Source organism: Rhizobium sp. 01N447_2 (assembly GCF_056399245.1).
Genome location: NZ_JBFTQY010000101.1, coordinates 1 through 19,017 on the forward strand (window position 1 = coordinate 1; position 19,017 = coordinate 19,017).

Below are 19,017 nucleotides of genomic sequence, written 5' to 3' on the forward strand. Positions count from 1 at the left end.
CACAATTGGAGCCATCTCAACGAGGGCTGCGCCACCATTGTCAGAAGTCTTGCTTTTAGACGGATCACGCCGTCTGATGCAGCGAGGCAACGGATCGCTGAAGGCAGAGGAATATTCAGCGGTTGAACCTGAGAATGAGGATCGAGATGGATCACGCCAACAGCCCGCAATCGTCAGTGAGCGAAGAGAGGGAAGCGCGCAGGCTTCAATACCTGACCTGGGAACACGTTGCGTCTGACCTCCGTCATCCGGCTCACCTCGCCCGCAAGGCGGAACTCCGGCGATCATGCGGTGCGGAGCTGGCCGAGACGTCCTACATCGCTGAGGGCGCCGCAATCTTCACCGAAAACCTGACGATGGGCGAACGATCCTGGATCGCCGGTCACGCGCTGGTCCGCGGCGATATAATCTTCGGTGATGATTGCACCATCAATCCCTATGCCTGTGTTTCCGGCAAGGTGACGTGCGGTCATGGCGTGCGGATTGCCTCGCATGCATCGATCGTCGGCTTCAATCATGGCTTCGACGATCCGACCATTCCTATACACCGACAGGGTGTCGTCAGCATCGGCATAGTGATCGGTGACGATGTCTGGATCGGCGCCAATTGCGTGATCCTCGATGGCGCCACGATTGGAAATGGTGCGGTGATCGCCGCCGGAGCGGTGGTCACGGGGGACATTCCCGCCATGGCGATTGCCGGTGGCGTGCCCGCCCGGGTGCTGCGGAGCCGAGGCTCGGCGCCCAGGAAATCCGGCACGGGCGACGTCGAAGATCAATTGGTCAGGCTCGGTCAGAAAGCGAAAGACCAATGGCCCGACATTCTTGCGCGCTGGAAAACGGAGGGAGCCTATGAATCGCTGGAGGCAGACGGCATCCGGAGACCAGCGATCCGGCATCTCTGCGATGCAATCGAGATCGCTGCCGGATTCGGCCAGCTGCCGCCCGACCTCAATCCGGCGGAGACGGTCGGGCTCCTCCAAGGTCTGCAGGACCAAGAGACCGGCCTTTTCCCGGAGGAGCATTCGCGAATGCATGGCAAGGCGCTGAGGGATGAACCAAAGGCGCTCTATAACGTCCTTGCGGTTGGCTATGCGCTTGAACTGCTTGGTTCCGGTCCACGGCAACTCGTCCATGCAGTCGAGCTCGGCGCCGGAGAGCTGGATGAATGGCTGAGCGCCCTGCCCTGGTCGACCCGGGCGTGGCACGCCGGAAGCGTGGTCGATGCGATCGGAACTGCCATGTACTTCAATGCGAAGTATTTCGGCATCAGGAATTCCCGGCAGGAGCTTTTCGAGTGGCTGAGCCGGAATGCCAACAGTGTCTCGGGGCTGTGGGGTGAACCGACCGCGGCGGAAGGATGGCTTCAACCGGTGAACGGCTTTTATCGCCTGACGCGCGGCACCTACGCCCAGTTCGGCGTGGCACTTCCGCATCCGTACGCCTCACTCGAAACAGTTCACCTCAACTATCGCAACCACAAGGGCTTCGTCGCCGCGAGATACAATGCGTGCAACCTGCTCGATACGATGCATCCTCTGCTGCTGATTGCCCGGCAGACCGACTACAGGCGGGCTGACGGGGAGGCGATCGCCCGCAATCTCATATCGCGGGCTCTCGATAGATGGCGGGATGGCGAGGGATTCCCGTTTGCCGACGGTGGTGAACCGAGCCTGCAGGGGACGGAAATGTGGCTTTCCGTCATTCACCTGGCGGCCGATTTTCTGGGCCTGTCAGATCGCTTCGCCTTCATCCCCAAAGGCGTTCACCGGACGGCAGCCGTGGGGCTCGGTTTGTGATTACGGCTTTCGATTAGCCGTGCAGCGATGCCGTCAGCCAGGCGGCGGCAAGGTCGCGTGCATTGCTTCGCTTGGCTTTGACGGGCACGATCACGTTGTAACGATCTTCCGCGGCAAGCTCGCCGCCGTCGGCCTGCACCAGGGTTCCATCCTCCAGAAAGGTGCCCACCAGCATGCGCCATCCCAAGGCAATGCCTTGGCCTGCGCGCGCGGCGGCAATGGTTTCGGTATAGTGGTTGAACCGAAGCGACGGCTTCACCTCGAGGTTGGCGCCGGTCAGCGAAAACCACTGCGCCCAGCTATACCAGGAACGATCGAGAACATCCGTTTCGATGAATTCGTCTAGGGGGCCGGGCGGACCATCGCCCCGACGCCGGAGATAGTCGGGAGAGCAGACGGGGCAGATGACGTCGCCGCGCGAGGCGATGACGGTGCCATCGCTGAAGGGAGGCACACCATATCGAATTGCCACGTCGACTTCGCCGTCGTCGAGAGCGATCGGGCTATCCTGGGATATCACCCGCACCAGGATGCCCGGGTTCGCCCGGCGGAATTCGGCCAGCCGCGGCAGCAGCCAGAAAGACGAGAATGCAACGGTCGCCCCTATCGTCAGCACGTCCTGGCTGCGCGACTGGAGCGCTTCCACGCCCTCGGCAATATCGGCAAAGCTCTTGGCCAGCGTGGCTCCGAGGCTGATGCATGCCGCTGTCGGCTCGATCGCTCGATGCTTGCGCACAAATAAGGGCTGGCCGAATTCCTCCTCCAGCAATGCAATCTGCCTGCTGACCGCTGCCTGGGTGACGCCCAATTCGGTCGCAGCCGTGGTGAAGCTCTTCTTTCGGAGCACCGCCTCCAGAGTGACCAGTGCCGTCAGCGACGGGATCCGTCTTCGGAAATGCATCGCAACTCCTCTTCACATGATAAAAACTCATGCGAGTGTAATTTTTTATGCCGTTGAAACATCAGCTTTGCAAGGGCAATCTCGGGAAACTCTCGCATAAGAGGTTCTCATGCTAAACAAGCTCCCATCTTCCATTTCGGCTCTTCTCGACGCTCGCGCCAACGGTCACTCTTTGCCGGCCGGCCTTTACGTCAGAGAAGACGTGTTCGAAGCAGACATCGACGTCTTCTTCCACAATCACTGGATCTGCGTCGGTCTGGACTGCGATGTTCCCGAGCCCGGTGACGCCACGGTGATCGATATCGGCAAGACGAGCCTAATCCTTCTGCGTGACGACGACGGAGAAATTCGCGTCCTGCACAATGTCTGCCGTCATCGCGGCTCCCGCCTTCTCGATCCGGGCAAGACGATCGTCTCAAAACTCGTCTGTCCCTATCACACCTGGACCTATGAACTGACGGGTGAGCTCAGCTACGCACCTCACATGGGCAAGGACTTCGACAAGGAGTGTCGGAGCCTCAAGCCCGTCACTTTCAAGTCGATCGGCGGGCTGATTTATGTCTGTCTCTCCGACAATCCGCCCGAAGACATTGCTATCCTCGAACAGGCCATGACCGAGCGCCTCGCCCCCTACGACATCCGGAACGCAAAGGTTGCCTTCCAAACGGATGTCATCGAGGATGGCAACTGGAAGCTCACGATGGAAAACAATCGCGAATGCTACCATTGCTCCGCGAACCATCCGGAGCTTTGCGTCTCCTTCGTCGATCTCGACTTCGGCTTCGACCCGGAAACGCTGAACCCGGAGGATCGCGAACAGGCCGAGGAGCATTTCAGGCTGTATGAAGAGCGGACGAAGGCCTGGGAGTCCGACGGCTTTCCGTCGGCGGCCGTCGAGCAGCTCGCCGACTGCGCCACCAACTTCCGCACCCAACGGCTGATCATCGCAGGCGCCGGCGAATCCCAGACCCACGACGCCACCGCCGCATCCTCCAAGCTTCTTGGGCACATGACCCGCAAGGATCTCGGCGATACGCATCTTTGGGGCCACAACAGCTGGAACCACTTCATGGGCGACCATGCCGTGGTGGCAACCGTCATTCCGCTCTCGGCAGGCAAGACGCTTGTGAGAACCAAGTGGCTGGTCCACAAGGACGCMGTCGAAGGCGTGGATTACGATCTCGACAAGCTGACGGATGTCTGGGTCGCGACGACGGACCAGGACGCCGATCTTGTCGCGCGCTCCCATGCAGGCACTCTCGACCCGGCCTATCAGCCCGGCCCCTACTCCCGCTTCTCCGAGACGAACCTCGACAAGTTCGCCAGTTGGTACATCGATCGGATGCGCGCCCATGGATACTAGGAGCCCGCAGATGCCCGCAGCCAGGGCCGCCCTTGACGACGTCTGGAACCCGGAAGAAGACGACGCGCTCGTCTGCCTCGACGTTCAGCAGGAAACCCATGACGTCAAGACATTCACCTTCGCATCGCGCGAGGGCAAGCGGTTCGCGTTCAAGGCCGGGCAGTACTTTCTGTTCGACCTGGAACATAATGGAGACGCTGAAAACAGGTGCTACAGCATCTCCTCCTCGCCGCATCGGACAAACGCCTTCTCCGTGACGGTGAAGCGCGTTCCCGGCGGAAAGATCTCCAACTGGCTTCACGACACCCTGGTTCCCGGCGCGACCGTCAAGGCGAACGGCCCGCTTGGCCATTTCGTCAGGCCCGAGACGCCGAGACGTAAGCTTCTACTGCTCTCTGGCGGTTCCGGCATTACCCCCGTCATGTCCATTCTGCGGGAACTCGCCGACGGTTGCGAACCCGCCGACGTCGTCTTCATGCATGCCGGCCGGACGCCGCAGGATCTGATCTTTCGCGACGAACTGACCTGCATCGCCCGCAGGCTGAAAGGCCTTCGCCTGCATTTCCTCCCGGAGACCGTGGCCGGCGAGCCGTCCTGGCCCGGTCTGACCGGTCGCATTTCGAAAGACTATATCAGGCTTGCGGTTCCCGATATCGCCGAGCGAACCGTGATGTGCTGMGGCCCCGCCCCGTTCATGACCGCCGCGCGCGGCATTGCCGCCGAACTCGGCGTGCCCGGCTCGAACTACCTGGAGGAAAGCTTCGACGCAGCGGTCATCGACGAACCCGAAATCCCTGCGGTTCAGGAGGCAACTGCCAAGGTCTTTCAGGTCACCTTCTCGAAGCAGGCCCGCAGCATCGAGGTAACAGGCGACCAAAGCGTGCTTTCTTGTGCGAAGAAGTCAGGCGTCAGGATCCCGTCGTCCTGTGCGAACGGCGTCTGCKGCACCTGCAAGTCGAAGCTCGCCTCCGGAACCGTCGACATGAGCCACAATGGCGGAATTCGCCAGAGGGAAATCGACGCCGGCTTCTTCCTGCCCTGTTGCTCCAAGCCGCTCAGCGATCTGGTCATCGAGCGCTGACACTGTCACTCACCGACAACAGGGACTGACTGAGATGCTGCGAGAGGAAAGCGATTCCGCCGAGTTGACCGGCTCGACGGTCTTCAAGGACGAGCGAAAGCAGGCATATTTCAATCCTGAAGGAGCCGACCGGCCTCTTATCAGTCCTGTGCCGGCCGCGACGCTCGATCTGGCTCGCCGCTATCGTCTGGAGCGCCTGCGCAGGAAAATGCGCGAATGGGACTGCGGCGCCCTGCTTCTCTACGACCCCGTCAACATCCGATATGCCTTCGATTCATCGAATATGAGCATTTGGACGATGCACAACGCCTCGCGTTACGCTCTGATCGTGGCCGATGGTCCGGCCATACTTTTCGAATTCGAAGGCGCCGACCATGTCAATAACGGGCTTCCCGGCATCGACGAGATCCGGCCGGCGAAGTCATGGATATTCTTCACGGCCGGGAACCTTATGGAACCTCGCATGAAAGCCTGGGCGGACGAGGTCGCGGACCTCGTAAGCCGCAATGGCGGTAACAAACGCGTGGCGGTGGACAGGCTCGAACCCGCCGGCGCGTTCGAATTGCGGGAACGCGGCTTCATGCTCTTAGACGGCCAGGAACTGGCCGAGCGGGCGCGATCCATCAAGAGCACCGAGGAGATCGAGCTGATGCGATGGACGATCCGTGTCTGCGAAGCAGGCATGGCGCGGATGTACGAGATTTCTGAACCGGGCCGAACCGAAAGAGAGATCTGGGCCGAGCTTCACTTCGAAAACGCACGCAGCGGTGGCGAGTGGCTCGAGACCAAGCTCTTGACCGCAGGCCCGAGAACGAACCCCTGGTATCAGGAATGTTCGGACTACGTCATCAAACGCGGGGAGATGATATCCTTCGACACCGACATGATCGGACCCTACGGCTATTGCGCCGATCTCTCGCGCTCATGGACAGCGGGACACGTCGCGATGAGCGCCAAGCAGAAGGAACTTTACGCCGCCGCCCGGGATCAGATCGAGCACAATCTTTCAATCATCAGGCCCGGGATGACGTTCCAGGAATTCAACGAACTGTCGTGGCGGATTCCGGAGAAATACCAGCCTTATCGATACACGCTTGCTCTGCACGGAACCGGAATGGCGGACGAATGGCCGGGGATCCTTCTGCATCCGGATTTCGACCCGAACTTCAGCGGCTGCATCGAGGAGAACATGGTGCTCAACGTCGAAAGCCTGATCGCCGAAGCCGGATCCGAGAGCATCAAGCTGGAAACCCAGGCGCTGATCACGGCAAGGGGAGCGGTGCGGCTGGACACGTTTCCGTGGGAAGATATCTGAATAAGCCTAGAGCATGATGCCGAAAAGTGTGAGCGGTTTTCGGACGACATCATACTCTAACTATTTAATGTAGCACAGGATTCAGATTTTAGGCCGACCCGGCCTAAAATCATCCTGTTCTAGTGCGCTCTCGAAGCGGCTGCGCGATGCTGCGACGGCGTTTGCCCGAATGTGCGCTTGAAGGTTCTGGTGAACTGCGAGGCGTTTTCAAAGCCGACGTCCAGCGCGATCTCGATCATTGGCGCCTTCGACTGGGCCAGGATCGATTTCGCCCGCTCCATGCGAACACGATTATAGGCCTTGGCGGGAGACATTCCCGTCTTGTCGATGAAGATCCTCTCCAGTTGCCGCCGAGACAGGCCAACCGTGGCGGCAAGCTTCTGTATAGACATGCTGCCATCGACGAACTGTTCCATCGTAATCATCGCCGCCTTGACGCGGGCGTCGTCATAATCGTCGTAGAGCGGACGCCTGGGCTGTATGTCCGCTGAAGTCCGGGCCTTTTCGATCTGAAGGACCTCCAGCGCGTTTCGTTCGGCGTCGCGGCTGATGCATTTCCTGACCAGCAATGCCGCCATGTCGGCGGAGCTGCTGCCGCCTGCGCACGATCCGCGCTGGCGATCGAGATTGAAGAGCCGGTCGGAACGAACGCTAAGCTCAGGGAACCGCTCCCGAAACTCCTTGTAGTGCAGCCAGCTCACACAGGAGTCGTGCCGCTTCATCAGGCCTGCCTCAGCAAGGATGAACGACCCCGTGCACACGCCGATGAGCGGCACCTTCTTGGCGTCGGCCTGCTTGAGAAAAGCGATGGTCTCCTGGTCGACAGGGTTCTCCACCGTCAAAAGGCCGCCGACGACCACGATGTAATCGAACTTCGACGGATCGACGAAATCGGACGTCGGAGCGACCTGGACGCCGCAGCTCGCAGTGATCAGGTGCCGCGTGCTGCCGATCACCTGCCAGTCGGCAAGGACCCTTCCCGAACGATCCTGCTCGTCGCTGGCAAGCCGCAGCGTGTCCACGAAGAGGGCGAAGGCGGACAGCGTGAACGATCGCGCCAGAACGAAGCCCACCTTGAGCCGGCCAGCCGACTTCGCGGCGTCGTCTCCCTGTCGATGCTGCCCGGGTCGCATAGTCATCTCATCACCGTTTCTGAATGCGCTCATCGAATCTGAAAACCGTGCGCCAGCGGATCACGATCGTCAACGAAAATGGTGTTGTGTCCGATGACGCGTGCCCAGCCTCCGATGCTTGGAAGAATACCGCTATAGGGTCCAATACTTGCCTCGGCTTCGACCCGCCCCTCGAAAACGGTTCCGATCAGGCTTTCATGGCGGTATCTCGACCCGACGGTAAGCCGTCCCTTGCCGTAGAGCTGGGCCATGCGGGCGGAGGTGCCGGTTCCGCCCGGCGAGCGATCGATGGCCTTCTCGCCATAGAAGACGGCGCAGCGTCCATCCGAGACGTCATTCACCGGGCGGTCGCACCAGATGGCGTGATGCACGCCTCTAATCCTGGCGTCGTCGGGACGAACGGGATCGCAGATACCGGCAAGTGCTGACCTCAGTCTCTGGCTGCAGCCGACAATGGCGGATGCGGTCATGCCATCGAGGCCGATCCAGGTATCCTGTGGTTCGATGACAGCATAATAGTTGCCGCCATAGGATATATCGACACGCAGACGGCCCATTCCCGGCACCTCCACCTCGACATCAGCCTCATGGAGATAGCTCGCCACATTGTGGAGACGAACGGAATCGACATACCCGCCCTTCTCCTCATAGGTAACATCAACTCTCCCCGCAGGCGTCTCGATGGCGACGCGGCCGGGTTCGCGCGGCTTGACCAGCCCTTCCTCGATCGCAGCGGTCACGGTGCCGATGGTGCCGGCGCCGCACATCGGCAGGCAGCCGCTCACCTCGATGAAAAGCACGGCGAAATCGCAATCCTCCCGATAGGCCGGATAGATGATCGCGCCTGACATGATGTCGTGCCCCCTTGGCTCGAACATCAGCGCCTTGCGCACCCAGTCATGGTCCCGGACAAAAATCTCCCGTCGCTCACTGATCGGCGCATGCGGAAGCAGCGGACCGCCTCCGGCGACGAGGCGGACGGGATTGCCGCAGGTATGCGCATCGATACAGAAGAAGCTGTTTCTCATCTTTTCATGTCCTTGCTCATCCTGCCTTGCGTGGCCTGTCGCGGTCGAGCAGGCCGCGGGACAGCCGGTCGAGCAGAAGGGCGACTGCAACGATCGCCAGGCCCGCCCGCAGACCAAGCCCCATCTCCATGCGCGTCAGGCCGCGCGTCACCTCCGCGCCGAGACCGCCTGCGCCGACAAGGCCGGCCAATACGACCATCGCCAGCGACAGAAGGATGCATTGGTTGAGCCCGACCAGGAGCGTCTGCCTGGCCAGGGGGATCTCGATCTTCCAAAGCACCGAACTGGGAGGCGCGCCGATGGCGCTGCCGAGTTCCACAAATTCTCTCGGCACCTGGTTGAACGCCAGCGTGGTCAGGCGGAGCATCGGCGGAATGCCATAGACGATGGTGGCGATGATTGCCGGCACCCGTCCAAGGCTGAAGATCATCACCGCAGGAATGAGGTAGACCCACGGCGGCACGGTCTGCATTACGTCGAGAACCGGGCGAACCATCGCCTCCAATGTCTTGTGGCGCGAGCACAGGACGCCGATCGGGAAGGCGATAAGCACGGAGATCAGAACCGCGACAGTGACCAGAGAGAGGGTCTGCATCGATGCCGTCCACAGTCCCATGAGGAGACAGAAGCCCAGGCAAAGACCCGCAAGGATCGCGGCGCGCAGACCGACGGCGACGAATGCCAGGATGACGACGATCGCGATAAGCCCATAGGGCGGCACGAAGAGGAGCGCCGCCTCGAATCCGGAAAGGACCGTTTCGATCAGATAGCTGATCGCCGCAAACAGCGGATGAAGATTGGTGTTGAGCCAATCGACCGACGGTGCCAGGAAAGCGCCCGGCGAAAACTGCAGGACGGACGGATTCATGACTTCCTCCCCGTTCCGAGCCGAGCGGCGCTCTGAGTTATCCGGTCAAGCACCATAGTCAGTACCACGATGGCTATCGCTCCATTGATCGAGGTCGCGATGTCGAGCGTTCTGATCGCGCCGTAGATCGTCTCTCCGAGCCCGCCGGAGCCGACGATGCCGGCGATGACGACCATGCCGAAGGCCATCATCAGGCTCTGGTTTATGCCTGCCATGATGCTCGGCAGCGCAAAGGGAAGGCGGATCTTGAAGAACATCTTCGCCGGCGTCATCCCCAGCGCCTCTCCGAGTTCGATGAACTCCTTGGGCGTCATCCGGATACCGAGAGAGGTCAGGCGGATCGCCGGCGGCACGGCGACGATCACCGTCGCGATCAGTGCCGTCGCCGGTCCATAGCCGAGCAGAGCGATCGCCGGCAGCAGGTAGATGTATGGCGGAAGCGTCTGGATGAGATCGAGGCCGGGTTCCATGAAGCGGTCGAGGCCGGTGAAGAAGCCGGCGGCGATTCCGATCGGGATGCCGATCGCCAGGGCGAGCGCGGTCGCGGTCAAGACCAGCGCGAGCGTGCTCATCGTCTCCGGCCAGAGTCCCATGGAAAAACAAAGCGCCAGCGCTGCGCCGCTCAGCACGGCGAACCAGACATTGACCAGCCGCCAGCCGATAAGCGCTACGATCAGCGCGACCAGGTAGAATGGTGGAAGCTCGAGGAGCCATAAGATCCCGTCATAGAGCCCTTCGAGAACCTGTCTGATGGTATCGAAGAGGAATTCGCCATTGTCGCTCACCCACTCAAGCGCGGCGTCCGTCCATTCGTCAAAAAGATCGGTGAAGCCTGAACTATCCATGTCAATCAGCTCCAGTTGTGGGACGCCGCCGTCAGATCGTGGGTGGACGTCCCCTTGACGCCCATAAGCAGGCTGCGTGGCGTGACCACGCCGACGACCTGATCGTTATCGACGACGGCGATGGCGTCGCGCTCCGATTGCATCGTCAACGTGATGAGTTCGTCGATGTCGGCGTCCGGCGTCGTGCGCGCCAGCGACGCGATGTCGGAATTCGGCTGGCTCTGCTGGAATTCGGCGACGCTGCGCATGACGGAGTGCGCCTTGATCAGATGGAGGCGGGATATGCCGGCGACGAATTCGGCGACATAGGCATCCGCCGGGTTGAGGATGATTTCCTCGGCCGTGCCGGTCTGGATGATGACGCCGTCCTTCATGATCGCAATGCGATCGCCGATCCGGATCGCCTCGTCGAGATCATGGGTGATGAAGACCGCCGACTTGCCCAAGGCCTTCGTCAGCTGGCGGAATTCGTCTTGAAGCTGACGCCGGATGAGTGGATCAAGAGCGCTGAACGGCTCGTCCATCAGAATGATCTCGGGGTCGGAAGCGAGCGCGCGGGCGAGCCCGACGCGTTGCTGCATGCCGCCGGAAAGCTCGTTCGGATATCGGCTCACCCAGTCGGCGAGACCGACCTTCTCGAGCGCCGCAGCAGCGGTCTTGTTTCGCTCCGGCTTGGTTATGCCCTGAACCTCGAGGCCGAAGGCCGCATTTTCCAGGACTGTGCGATGCGGCAAAAGAGCGACGCTCTGAAACACCATGCCGATGTTCCTGGCGCGCATCTGCCTCAGATCGACCGGCGACAGGGCGGCAAGGTCGCGTCCCTTGACGAGGACTTTCCCGGAGCTCGGCGTGATCAGCTTGTTAAGGAGGCGGATGAGCGTCGATTTTCCGCTTCCCGACAATCCCATGATGCAGAAGATTTCACCGCGCCGGACCTCAATGCTCGCATCGGATACGCCGACGACGCAGTTGAACTCCTTCAAGACCTCTTTTTTGCCGAGGCCGCGCTCCTTGATCGACTTCATTGCCGCAGCGGACTTGTCACCGAAGACTTTCCAAAGGGATTGGCAGTCGATCAGGACATCATTGATATCGGCATTTACGGTTTTCATAGCGATCCCCTTGAGCCAATCGGCGCTAGCTTCTCTCATTATGCAGCCATTCAAAGTGCGACAGCGTCTCCTTTGCGCGTCTGAAAGACGCGCGGCGCTGCAGGTGGCCGCCCGATGGGATCGGACGGCCACGACGCGTTTAGCTCTTCTTGATGTTTTCCCAACGCTTGATCAGTTCGGCATGGGCGCCGATCCAATCCTGCACGGCCTGGTCCATGGTCTTGCCTTCATTGACTGCGCCGTTGATGGCAGTGATGTCGGCGATCGGCACGTAGACGCTGGCCATCACTTCACGCGCATGCGGGTTCTCTGCGGAGAAGCCCTTGTGGCCGATCCAGTAGTAGCTCTGCGGCGGCGGGAACACGCCCTTCGGATCCTTGAGGTACTTGACCTCGTACTTCTGAACCATCCAGGACGGCTCCCAGATCGTCACCGCAATCCACTCCTTGCGATCATAGGCGGACTTCAGCGCCGCCGTCATCGCGGCCGTGCTGCCCTCGACGAGCTGGAGCTTGAGACCGTAGTCCTTGACCGCGTTCGAGGTATCGCGCATCAGGCCGGAACCCGGTTCGATACCAATGATCTTGCCCCCGAACTTGTCGGCGTTTTCATTGAGCTGTTCCAGCGAGTCGATCGGGACATATTTGGGAACCGCGACACCCTGATAGAGGCCATGCGAAACGGGTGAGATCTTCTCGAGCCGGTTCTTGTTCTTGTCCCAGTAGTCCTGAGCGACGTAGTCCGTCTGCGAAGTGAGAGCCTGGATATCGCCCTTGGCGAGAGCGGCATAGGCGATGCCCCATTCGGAGAACTCGGTCACCTTGACGGTATAGCCGGCGTCTTCGAGAACCTTCTTGGTAATGCCGGTGATGGGTGTCAGGTCCTCCCACGACATCGTGCCCAGATTGATCGTCTTTTCTTCCGCGCGAGCAGGAAGGATGCTGACCCCGATCATCGCAGCGGCGCAGAGCGCCTTCCACAAAGTCTTCATTGTTCTTACTCCTGTTTTTCGTTCCCATTCTCATTGAAGTCTGCAAGCGGGCAGTCTTCATATTGCGCGGGCCGAGGGATCATCCCTCGCGGCCTGCACGCAATTCCTGTAGGCGGATGACCGAGTTGACGCCGAGCCACGCGATGGGCTCGGGCGGCAATCTCACCGGTTCCGGCTGGTTCTTGTATTTGTCGAGTTCGGGGCTTGCGGCTCCTGTGGCGAGATCGGCTGCCATCATTCCCGCAAGCGTGCTCTTGACCGTGCCGAGACCATTCTCGCAGCAGGCGGAAAAAAGCCCCTCTTCGACTTCGCCGAATGCCGGCACATGGTTTCGGCTGAGGCAGAGAGCACCCGCCCAGCTATATTCCATCGGCAGGCTTTCCAGTCCGGGAAACCGCGCGTCGAACGACCGGCGCTGCTCGGCCGCCACGCCGGCGACCCGCCTCTCCGACACCTGGAGGCTCGGGTCGTAGGTGAACCTCGTCCTGATGACGATTCTCGAACGACCATCGGTGGTGATCTTTCGGACCGTCGCTCCCATCGGGTCGGCCGGCAGCAGCGCCCAACGATCTGCGCCGGTCACATCGCCGCCGAACTCATTCTGGGAAAAGGCTGATGTCATCGACGCGTAGGTAAAGATGTGCATCAGCCGTCCGCGAAAATGGCCGAAGCTTTGAATATGGCCGTTCACACCCAGAATGACCTTCGGCGCGGAAACAGATCCGCGGCCGGACTTCGCCTTCCAGGACATGCCCTCGCGCGAAAGCTCCAGCACCGGCGAGTGCTCGTGGATGGCGACCTTTGAGCTAAGTCCGCGCGCCAGTCCGCGGATATAGTCTGCGGGCTGGATCATCACGGCGCCTGGCGTATAGAGCCCTCCGCGATAATAGCGCGAGCCGGTCATCTCCCGCATCTGATCGGCATCGAGAACGCGATGCTCCTCGCCGATCTTTTCGAGCGACTTCCTGTAGTTGTCGTTGAGCCCGAGCCCCCGCTCGGAGGCGGCCGCATTCACCTTGCCCGACGGATCGAAGGTTTCCTTGGACAGGCCGTATTCCGCCGCGACATCGGCTGCGAAGGAAATCGCCAGACGGTTCTGTCTGATCTCGTCCTTGGTCGCCTCTTCGTCGGCCACCGAATATTCACCCGAGGACAGATTGTGCGGCACGTCAATCATGAAGCCGGAATTCCTCCCGGCCGGTCCCTTGGCGACTTCGCGAGCCTCGAGGACGACGATCTTGTCCTCAGGGCGCAATTGCGAAAGGCGGCGCGCCGCCGACAGGCCGGCGAACCCCCCGCCGACGATCAGCCAGTCCGCGGTAATGTCGTGCTCAAGCGCTGTTGCGGGAAAGGCGCGTTCGCTGATCGCCTCCCATCCCGAAACGCCGGTGTCGATCGGCAAGCGCTTGATCACATGGCGGGTCATCGGATCGTCTCGTCGACCGAGCGTTCCGAGACGTCGATCCAGATCGTCTTCAGTTCGCAGTAGTTGTCGTGGGCAAAGACCGACTTGTCGCGGCCGCCGAACCCGGACTCCTTGTAGCCGCCGAACGGCGTGCTGGCGTCGCCTTCTCCGAAGCAGTTGACCGTGACGACGCCGGCGCGGATCTCGCGCGAGAGCTTGATGGCGTTTCTCAGGCTGCCGGTATAGACGGACGCCGTCAGGCCGTAATTCGTGTCATTGGCAAGAGCGATTGCTTCGGCAAGCGAATTGAAGGTCGTGACCGAAAGCACCGGCCCGAAGATCTCTTCCTGGAAAAGACGGCTGGCAGGCGTTACACCCTCGACCACCGTCGGCTCGATGAAGACGCCGTTATAGGTTTCGCCGCCGTGGGCGACCGACAGCTTCTCCGTCTTGGCGTCGTCGAGGAACGATTTCACCTTCTCGAAATGCGCTTTGCTGACGAGCGCGCCGATGCGGTTTACCGGATCGAGCGGATCGCCCGTTTTCCATTCGCGCATATAGGCGCCGATGCGCTTCAGCAGCTCGTCCTTGACCTTGGAATGAACGATGAGACGCGACGTGGCCGAGCAGTTCTCGCCCATGTTCCAGAAGGCGCCGTTGACGACCTGCTCGGCAACGAGGTCCAGGTCTTCGGCATCGTCGAGAACGACCGCGGGGTTCTTGCCGCCGCATTCGAGCACGATTTTCTTGAGGTTCGAGTCCGCGGCGTAACGCAAGAAACGGCGGCCAGTCGGCGTCGATCCGGTGAAGGCCACCATATCGACATCCATGTGCAGGCCGATCGGCTCGCCGACCTCCTTGCCGCCGCCGGTCACGACATTGAACACGCCGGCTGGAATGCCCGCTTCATGGGCAAGCTCGGCGACGCGCAACGTGGTGAGCGTCGTTTCCTGCGCAGGCTTGACGATGACCGAGCAGCCGGCAGCGAGCGCCGGGCCGATCTTCCAGGCCAGCATCAGCAGCGGGAAATTCCACGGCAGCACGCATCCGACAACACCGATAGGCTCGCGCACGATCATCGTCAGCGCGTTGGCGCCGACCGGAGCCGTGTTGTCATAGAGCTTGTCGATCAGTTCGGCATGCCAGCGGAGCGTATGAATGGTATCGGGAACATCGACCGTCTGGCATTCGCGGACCGGCTTGCCGCTGTCGAGGCTTTCCATGAYGGCGAGCTCATGCCTGTTGCGCTCCAAGAGTTTGGCGAGCTTCAGAAGCACTTCCTTGCGCTCATTGGGAGAACGAAGCCGCCAGCGTCCGTCGTCGAAGGCTTGCTTTGCCTTGGAGACGGCGGCGTCGACATCGGTGGCATCGCATGCGGCGATCTCGGCGAGAACCTCGCCCGTCGCGGGATTCGTCGAGATGAAAGTCTTGCCGGAATTTGCCGGACGAAATGCGCCATCGATGAAGGCATTCGTCGGAAACTGAAGCTCGGCGGCGATCGCCTTGTATTCGGCGACGGTCAAGGGTTCATGCATGATTGGCTCCCGACGTGATCTGGGCGACCGTGCGCTTCAATGTGGCGACGACGGTCTGAAGGGTTCGCTTTTCTTCGGAGTTGAGCGGACGCAGCGGCGCGCGGACCGATCCGACATTCAGCCCGATCAACTCGCATCCGTGCTTGATCGATTGGACGAACTTGCCGCATTCCAGGAAATCCATGAGCGGCAGCATCGCCATCATGATGGCGCGGCCCTTGTCGAAGTTCTTTTCGAGGACGCAGGCTTCGTAGAGGGCGACATGTTCGCGCGGGAGGAAATTGGAGCCGGCGCAGACCCAGCTCTTTGCGCCCCATGCGAAGAATTCGAGCGCCTGGTCGTCCCAGCCGCAGGACAGCGCGATGTGCGGAAATTTCCGGGCGAGGAGGTGAAGATTGCCCATGTCGCCGGAGCTTTCCTTGATGGCGATCACGTTCTTCGACTTGCCGACGCGGGAGAAATACTCTTCACCCATCACGACACCCATGCGGGCCGGATAGTTGTAGAGCATGATCGGCAGGTTYGCCGCGCGATCGACCGTCAGGGCATGGACCGCATTCTCGCGCTCGGTCGGCAGCGCGTATGGCGGTGACGACACCAGGATCGCATCCGCGCCGATTTCCTTCGCCGCCTTGGCGTATTCGACTGAATCTTCGGTGCGCGTGGCGCCGGTCCCGATAATGAGCGGCAGCCGCGTGCCGATCACTTCTTTCGCATAGGTCGCGAGCTCGAAACGCTCCTGACTGCTCTGGGCGTAGTACTCGCCCGTCGAGCCGCCGACGATGATGCCGTGAACACCCGCCTCGATCAGCGACTCGAGCACGGCGGCAAATCCAGCCCGGTCGATCTGGCCATTTTGATCAAGCGGCGTCACCGCCGGCGTATAGATCCCCTCAAACTTCACGACGATTTCTCCAAGAGTTGCGTGGCGGGGCCGCCGAGGAAGGCGTCCGCCTTGAGGCCTTGTGGGGCGATGAACATTTCCATGTTCTCGCGGGACAATTCCCAGTGTTCGAAGACGAGGTCGACGACGGCATTCTCGTCGTGGGCGCCGAGCGCATCGATGAATCCGTCATGATGGTCGGCAGCCACTTGAAGCCGCCGCTTCATGTCCTCGTTCCTCGGCCGGAAGAAGGTGTGGCCGATGCGCGCGTGGTCGATCAGCAGCCGGCCAAGACTCGGCTGCAGATAGACGTTGCCCGACATCTCGCCGAAAATTTCGTGAAAGCGGTTGTTCTCGAGAACCATCGCCAGAGGGTCCATGTTCTCGCTGGCGGCGCGGAAGCGCTCCTGGGTCTGCTTCAGGTCTGAAAGCTGACTAGGCTTGAAATTCTGTACGGCGAGACGGCCGATCGCCGCGTAGATCATCGGCGCGACCAGAAAGAAATTTCGCAGGGTGGAGTGGTTCATCGGGATGACCCGCGCGCCCCTGTTCTCGCGGATGTCGATATAGCCCTCACCGGCAAGGCGACGGAATATGTCGCGKACCGGCGTCCGGGAGAGCCCGTATTTTTCGCTCAGACTGGCCTCGTCCAGATCGGCGTCCGGATCCAGCTCCATCGTCAGAATCTGCCGTTTCAGGTCTTCGTAGAGATTGCTCTTGGGGGTCTTCGCCATCGTCGCTCTCCGGCCGCTCGTTGCTCTACGCCGTGAAGATGGCACGCCTCTGGGGGCGAGTCAACAATTGTGTACTTTGCGTACACAATTGGTATTTCTTAAATACACAATTGCATCGAGCAAAGCGGCCTGGTGCCCGCAAGGCGTCATTTCAAAGCGCTGTCCAGGATCGGGCGTCCCGCGGCGGCGGCCATCGCGGAGTTTCTTTCCAAGCGGATTGTCGTGGCAGGTCGGTGAGGATTTCTCGGCAGTCGAGGCTGATGCGGTGCGCATCGACATTGATCATCAGGCGTCGGAAGCCTGGCCGCCGGCAAGCCGGTGCGCGGCCATCACGGAAAGCTCGATATCCGGTGGCGGCGGTTTTGTCGGGGAGCGCCGGCTCGGCGCTCCCCGGGATCGATCACGCGGCCAGGACGCCGCTCTTCTTGGCCATCCAGGTTGCGATATAGTCCATCAGGCCGGGGTTTAGGCAATCGTAAGGCTCGATGCCGGACGTCCTTAGCTGCGCTCTGACGGCGTCCATCTTCGCGGGGTCGAAGCCGCTCTCGATGATCGACGACACGAAGGCCGCAAAGCCAGGCTTCGCCCAGCCGCTTTCCTGAAAGCGCTCCGGATGGACGAACGACAATCCCTGGAACGGATGTTCGCGCACGACCGGCCCATACATATGGACGCCGCATTCCTTGCAGGCGTGGCGCTGGATCAAGGCTGTGGAATCGACGACGGCGAGCTTATCGCCATTCTCCAGGACTTCGACGCTTTCGGTCGGCGCGACCGCCACCACCGAAAAGACTGCGCCCTCGGGCTTCCAGCACTTCGTGCAGCCGCAGGCGTGATTGTGGGCGATATCGCTCTTGATCCTCACCTTCACGGGATTGCTGGCGCACTTGCAGACGAGCGTCCCGCCTGCGAAAGCAGCGTCAGTCGCCCGAAAGCCCGAATCCACTGCCGGATGTATGGCTATGCTGGTCATGGGTTTCTCCTCCCCTTCTGGGCCGTTTGCGATATGCCCGGCCAAGCTCTGCAATCAGTCTCCCAATCTTCGCGCGTGCCAGCGCAGATGGTCTTCCATGAATGTCGAAATGAAGAAGTAGGAGTGGCCGTAGCCTTCCTGCATGCGAAGCCGCAGGCTGATGCCGGCCGTCTCGCAGGCTTGTCTGAGCTCTTCGGGGCGCAATCCATCCTCCAGGAAGCTATCCGCCGTCCCTTGGTCGACGAGGAATTCCGGGAAACGGTGCCCGTCTTCGATCAGCGAGCAGGCATCATATGCCCGCCAGCGCGCTTCATCCGATCCGAGGTATTTCTGGAATGCCGGCTTTGACCAGCCGGAGACCGAGGGATGGCTGATCGGCGCGAAGGCCGAGCAACTGCCGAAGCGCTCGGGGTTCTTGAGCGCGATCGTGATTGCGCCATGTCCCCCCATCGAGTGACCGAAGATTCCCTGTCGCGTCATGTCGACCGGAAACTCGGCCGCGATAAGCTTCGGCAATTCGTCGACGATGTAGCTGTACATCCGATAGTTTTGTGYGAACGGCGGCTCGGTGGCGTCGACGTAGAAGCCGGCACCCTTGCCAAACTGCCAATTATCCGGTTCGTCCGGGACGGCATCGCCCCGCGGACTGGTATCGGGGCAGACAATGATAATGCCGAGTTCTGCGGCAAGACGCCGATACTCTCCCTTGTCCATGACGTTCGCATGGGTGCAGGTCAGACCGGAAAGGTACCATAGAACCGGCAGCTTCCGTCCTTTGGCCTGCGGCGGCAGGAATACCGCAAAGGTCATGTCGCAGTCGCAGACTTCCGAGCGATTGACGTAAACGCCCTGGGTGCCGCCGTGAGAATTTTCGGTCGAGATCGTTTTCATGGCTCAGTACACYACCACGCCGCGGATGCTCTTGCCCGAATGCATCAGCTCGAAGCCCTTGTTGATGTCTTCGAGCGGCATGGTGTGGGTGATCATCGGATCGATCTGGATCTTGCCTTGCATGTACCATTCGACGATCTTCGGCACGTCGGTACGGCCG

17 protein-coding genes and 1 pseudogene are annotated in these 19,017 nt (G+C 60.9%); 4 read left to right on the forward strand and 14 right to left on the reverse strand.

Features of this window, described 5'->3' with window-relative positions; all coding sequences use genetic code 11:
* Positions 1 to 146: 146 nt before the first annotated feature.
* On the forward strand, positions 147 to 1,799 hold the full coding sequence (locus AC1ECN_RS35400; protein ID WP_024322975.1) for an acyltransferase: 1,653 nt from the start codon (positions 147 to 149) through the stop codon (positions 1,797 to 1,799).
* A 13-nt stretch (positions 1,800 to 1,812) separates the two neighbouring features.
* Here AC1ECN_RS35400 and AC1ECN_RS35405 read toward each other — a convergent pair whose 3' ends face one another.
* Positions 1,813 to 2,700 carry a LysR substrate-binding domain-containing protein gene (locus AC1ECN_RS35405; RefSeq protein WP_024322974.1) on the reverse strand — a complete coding sequence of 296 codons (888 nt, stop codon included), beginning with the start codon at positions 2,698 to 2,700 and terminating at the stop codon, positions 1,813 to 1,815.
* A gap of 109 nt (positions 2,701 to 2,809) precedes the next feature.
* Between AC1ECN_RS35405 and AC1ECN_RS35410 the strand changes: the two genes are divergently transcribed.
* Genes AC1ECN_RS35410 through AC1ECN_RS35420 form a run of 3 tightly spaced genes read left to right on the forward strand, consistent with a single transcriptional unit; the run spans position 2,810 to position 6,459 of the window.
* On the forward strand, positions 2,810 to 4,063 hold the full coding sequence (locus AC1ECN_RS35410) for an aromatic ring-hydroxylating oxygenase subunit alpha (protein ID WP_018494251.1): 1,254 nt from the start codon (positions 2,810 to 2,812) through the stop codon (positions 4,061 to 4,063).
* A 10-nt stretch (positions 4,064 to 4,073) separates the two neighbouring features.
* Positions 4,074 to 5,144, forward strand: a complete 1,071-nt coding sequence (locus AC1ECN_RS35415; RefSeq protein ID WP_477955648.1) for an FAD-binding oxidoreductase — start codon at positions 4,074 to 4,076, stop codon at positions 5,142 to 5,144.
* A gap of 34 nt (positions 5,145 to 5,178) precedes the next feature.
* A complete protein-coding gene (locus AC1ECN_RS35420; RefSeq protein WP_027687958.1) occupies positions 5,179 to 6,459 on the forward strand; it encodes a M24 family metallopeptidase in 1,281 nt (426 codons plus the stop codon).
* Positions 6,460 to 6,578: 119 nt separating this feature from the next.
* Here the strand turns inward: AC1ECN_RS35420 and AC1ECN_RS35425 are convergent, their stop codons facing one another.
* The 13 genes and pseudogenes from AC1ECN_RS35425 to AC1ECN_RS35485 form a co-directional block, all read right to left on the reverse strand.
* The gene (locus AC1ECN_RS35425; protein ID WP_024322971.1) at positions 6,579 to 7,592 is read right to left on the reverse strand and encodes a GlxA family transcriptional regulator; all 1,014 of its coding nucleotides are present in this window, start codon (positions 7,590 to 7,592) and stop codon (positions 6,579 to 6,581) included.
* A 29-nt stretch (positions 7,593 to 7,621) separates the two neighbouring features.
* Positions 7,622 to 8,620, reverse strand: a complete 999-nt coding sequence (locus tag AC1ECN_RS35430) for a 4-hydroxyproline epimerase (RefSeq protein ID WP_477955650.1) — start codon at positions 8,618 to 8,620, stop codon at positions 7,622 to 7,624.
* 16 nt (positions 8,621 to 8,636) lie between these two features.
* Positions 8,637 to 9,488: an ABC transporter permease gene (locus AC1ECN_RS35435; RefSeq protein ID WP_130725995.1), complete on the reverse strand. Its 852-nt coding sequence runs from the start codon at positions 9,486 to 9,488 to the stop codon at positions 8,637 to 8,639.
* Positions 9,485 to 10,333 carry an ABC transporter permease gene (locus AC1ECN_RS35440; protein ID WP_018071457.1) on the reverse strand — a complete coding sequence of 283 codons (849 nt, stop codon included), beginning with the start codon at positions 10,331 to 10,333 and terminating at the stop codon, positions 9,485 to 9,487. The genes AC1ECN_RS35435 and AC1ECN_RS35440 overlap by 4 nt, the downstream gene beginning before the upstream one ends.
* 5 nt (positions 10,334 to 10,338) lie before the next feature.
* Positions 10,339 to 11,445 (reverse strand): glycine betaine/L-proline ABC transporter ATP-binding protein, encoded by a 1,107-nt coding sequence (locus AC1ECN_RS35445; RefSeq protein ID WP_397460322.1) that lies wholly within the window; start codon positions 11,443 to 11,445, stop codon positions 10,339 to 10,341.
* A gap of 139 nt (positions 11,446 to 11,584) precedes the next feature.
* A complete protein-coding gene (locus AC1ECN_RS35450) occupies positions 11,585 to 12,436 on the reverse strand; it encodes a glycine betaine ABC transporter substrate-binding protein (protein WP_018494244.1) in 852 nt (283 codons plus the stop codon).
* 79 nt (positions 12,437 to 12,515) lie between these two features.
* The gene (locus AC1ECN_RS35455; protein WP_018071454.1) at positions 12,516 to 13,862 is read right to left on the reverse strand and encodes an NAD(P)/FAD-dependent oxidoreductase; all 1,347 of its coding nucleotides are present in this window, start codon (positions 13,860 to 13,862) and stop codon (positions 12,516 to 12,518) included.
* Positions 13,859 to 15,376, reverse strand: coding sequence for an aldehyde dehydrogenase (locus AC1ECN_RS35460; protein WP_477955654.1), 1,518 nt, complete (start codon positions 15,374 to 15,376; stop codon positions 13,859 to 13,861). The genes AC1ECN_RS35455 and AC1ECN_RS35460 overlap by 4 nt, the downstream gene beginning before the upstream one ends.
* A complete protein-coding gene (locus AC1ECN_RS35465) occupies positions 15,369 to 16,280 on the reverse strand; it encodes a dihydrodipicolinate synthase family protein (RefSeq protein WP_018071452.1) in 912 nt (303 codons plus the stop codon). Before AC1ECN_RS35465 ends, AC1ECN_RS35460 begins: the two co-directional genes overlap by 8 nt.
* Positions 16,277 to 16,993 carry a GntR family transcriptional regulator gene (locus AC1ECN_RS35470; protein ID WP_024322964.1) on the reverse strand — a complete coding sequence of 239 codons (717 nt, stop codon included), beginning with the start codon at positions 16,991 to 16,993 and terminating at the stop codon, positions 16,277 to 16,279. The genes AC1ECN_RS35465 and AC1ECN_RS35470 overlap by 4 nt, the downstream gene beginning before the upstream one ends.
* A gap of 400 nt (positions 16,994 to 17,393) precedes the next feature.
* Positions 17,394 to 17,966, reverse strand: coding sequence for an S-(hydroxymethyl)glutathione synthase (gfa, locus tag AC1ECN_RS35475; protein WP_018494240.1), 573 nt, complete (start codon positions 17,964 to 17,966; stop codon positions 17,394 to 17,396).
* Positions 17,967 to 18,020: 54 nt separating this feature from the next.
* Positions 18,021 to 18,857, reverse strand: coding sequence for an S-formylglutathione hydrolase (fghA, locus tag AC1ECN_RS35480; RefSeq protein WP_477955657.1), 837 nt, complete (start codon positions 18,855 to 18,857; stop codon positions 18,021 to 18,023).
* A 3-nt stretch (positions 18,858 to 18,860) separates the two neighbouring features.
* A pseudogene (locus AC1ECN_RS35485) lies at positions 18,861 to 19,017 on the reverse strand (S-(hydroxymethyl)glutathione dehydrogenase); the annotation flags it as partial.

What these genes read in the sequence shown, in the direction of transcription:
- AC1ECN_RS35400 (WP_024322975.1), top strand. Translation starts at nt 147, where the DNA reads ATGGATCACGCCAACAGCCCGCAATCGTCAGTGAGCGAAGAGAGGGAA.
- AC1ECN_RS35405 (WP_024322974.1), bottom strand. Translation starts at nt 2,700, where the DNA reads ATGCATTTCCGAAGACGGATCCCGTCGCTGACGGCACTGGTCACTCTG.
- AC1ECN_RS35420 (WP_027687958.1), top strand. Translation starts at nt 5,179, where the DNA reads ATGCTGCGAGAGGAAAGCGATTCCGCCGAGTTGACCGGCTCGACGGTC.
- AC1ECN_RS35425 (WP_024322971.1), bottom strand. Translation starts at nt 7,592, where the DNA reads ATGCGACCCGGGCAGCATCGACAGGGAGACGACGCCGCGAAGTCGGCT.
- AC1ECN_RS35430 (WP_477955650.1), bottom strand. Translation starts at nt 8,620, where the DNA reads ATGAGAAACAGCTTCTTCTGTATCGATGCGCATACCTGCGGCAATCCC.
- AC1ECN_RS35435 (WP_130725995.1), bottom strand. Translation starts at nt 9,488, where the DNA reads ATGAATCCGTCCGTCCTGCAGTTTTCGCCGGGCGCTTTCCTGGCACCG.
- AC1ECN_RS35440 (WP_018071457.1), bottom strand. Translation starts at nt 10,333, where the DNA reads ATGGATAGTTCAGGCTTCACCGATCTTTTTGACGAATGGACGGACGCC.
- AC1ECN_RS35445 (WP_397460322.1), bottom strand. Translation starts at nt 11,445, where the DNA reads ATGAAAACCGTAAATGCCGATATCAATGATGTCCTGATCGACTGCCAA.
- AC1ECN_RS35450 (WP_018494244.1), bottom strand. Translation starts at nt 12,436, where the DNA reads ATGAAGACTTTGTGGAAGGCGCTCTGCGCCGCTGCGATGATCGGGGTC.
- AC1ECN_RS35455 (WP_018071454.1), bottom strand. Translation starts at nt 13,862, where the DNA reads ATGACCCGCCATGTGATCAAGCGCTTGCCGATCGACACCGGCGTTTCG.
- gfa (WP_018494240.1), bottom strand. Translation starts at nt 17,966, where the DNA reads ATGACCAGCATAGCCATACATCCGGCAGTGGATTCGGGCTTTCGGGCG.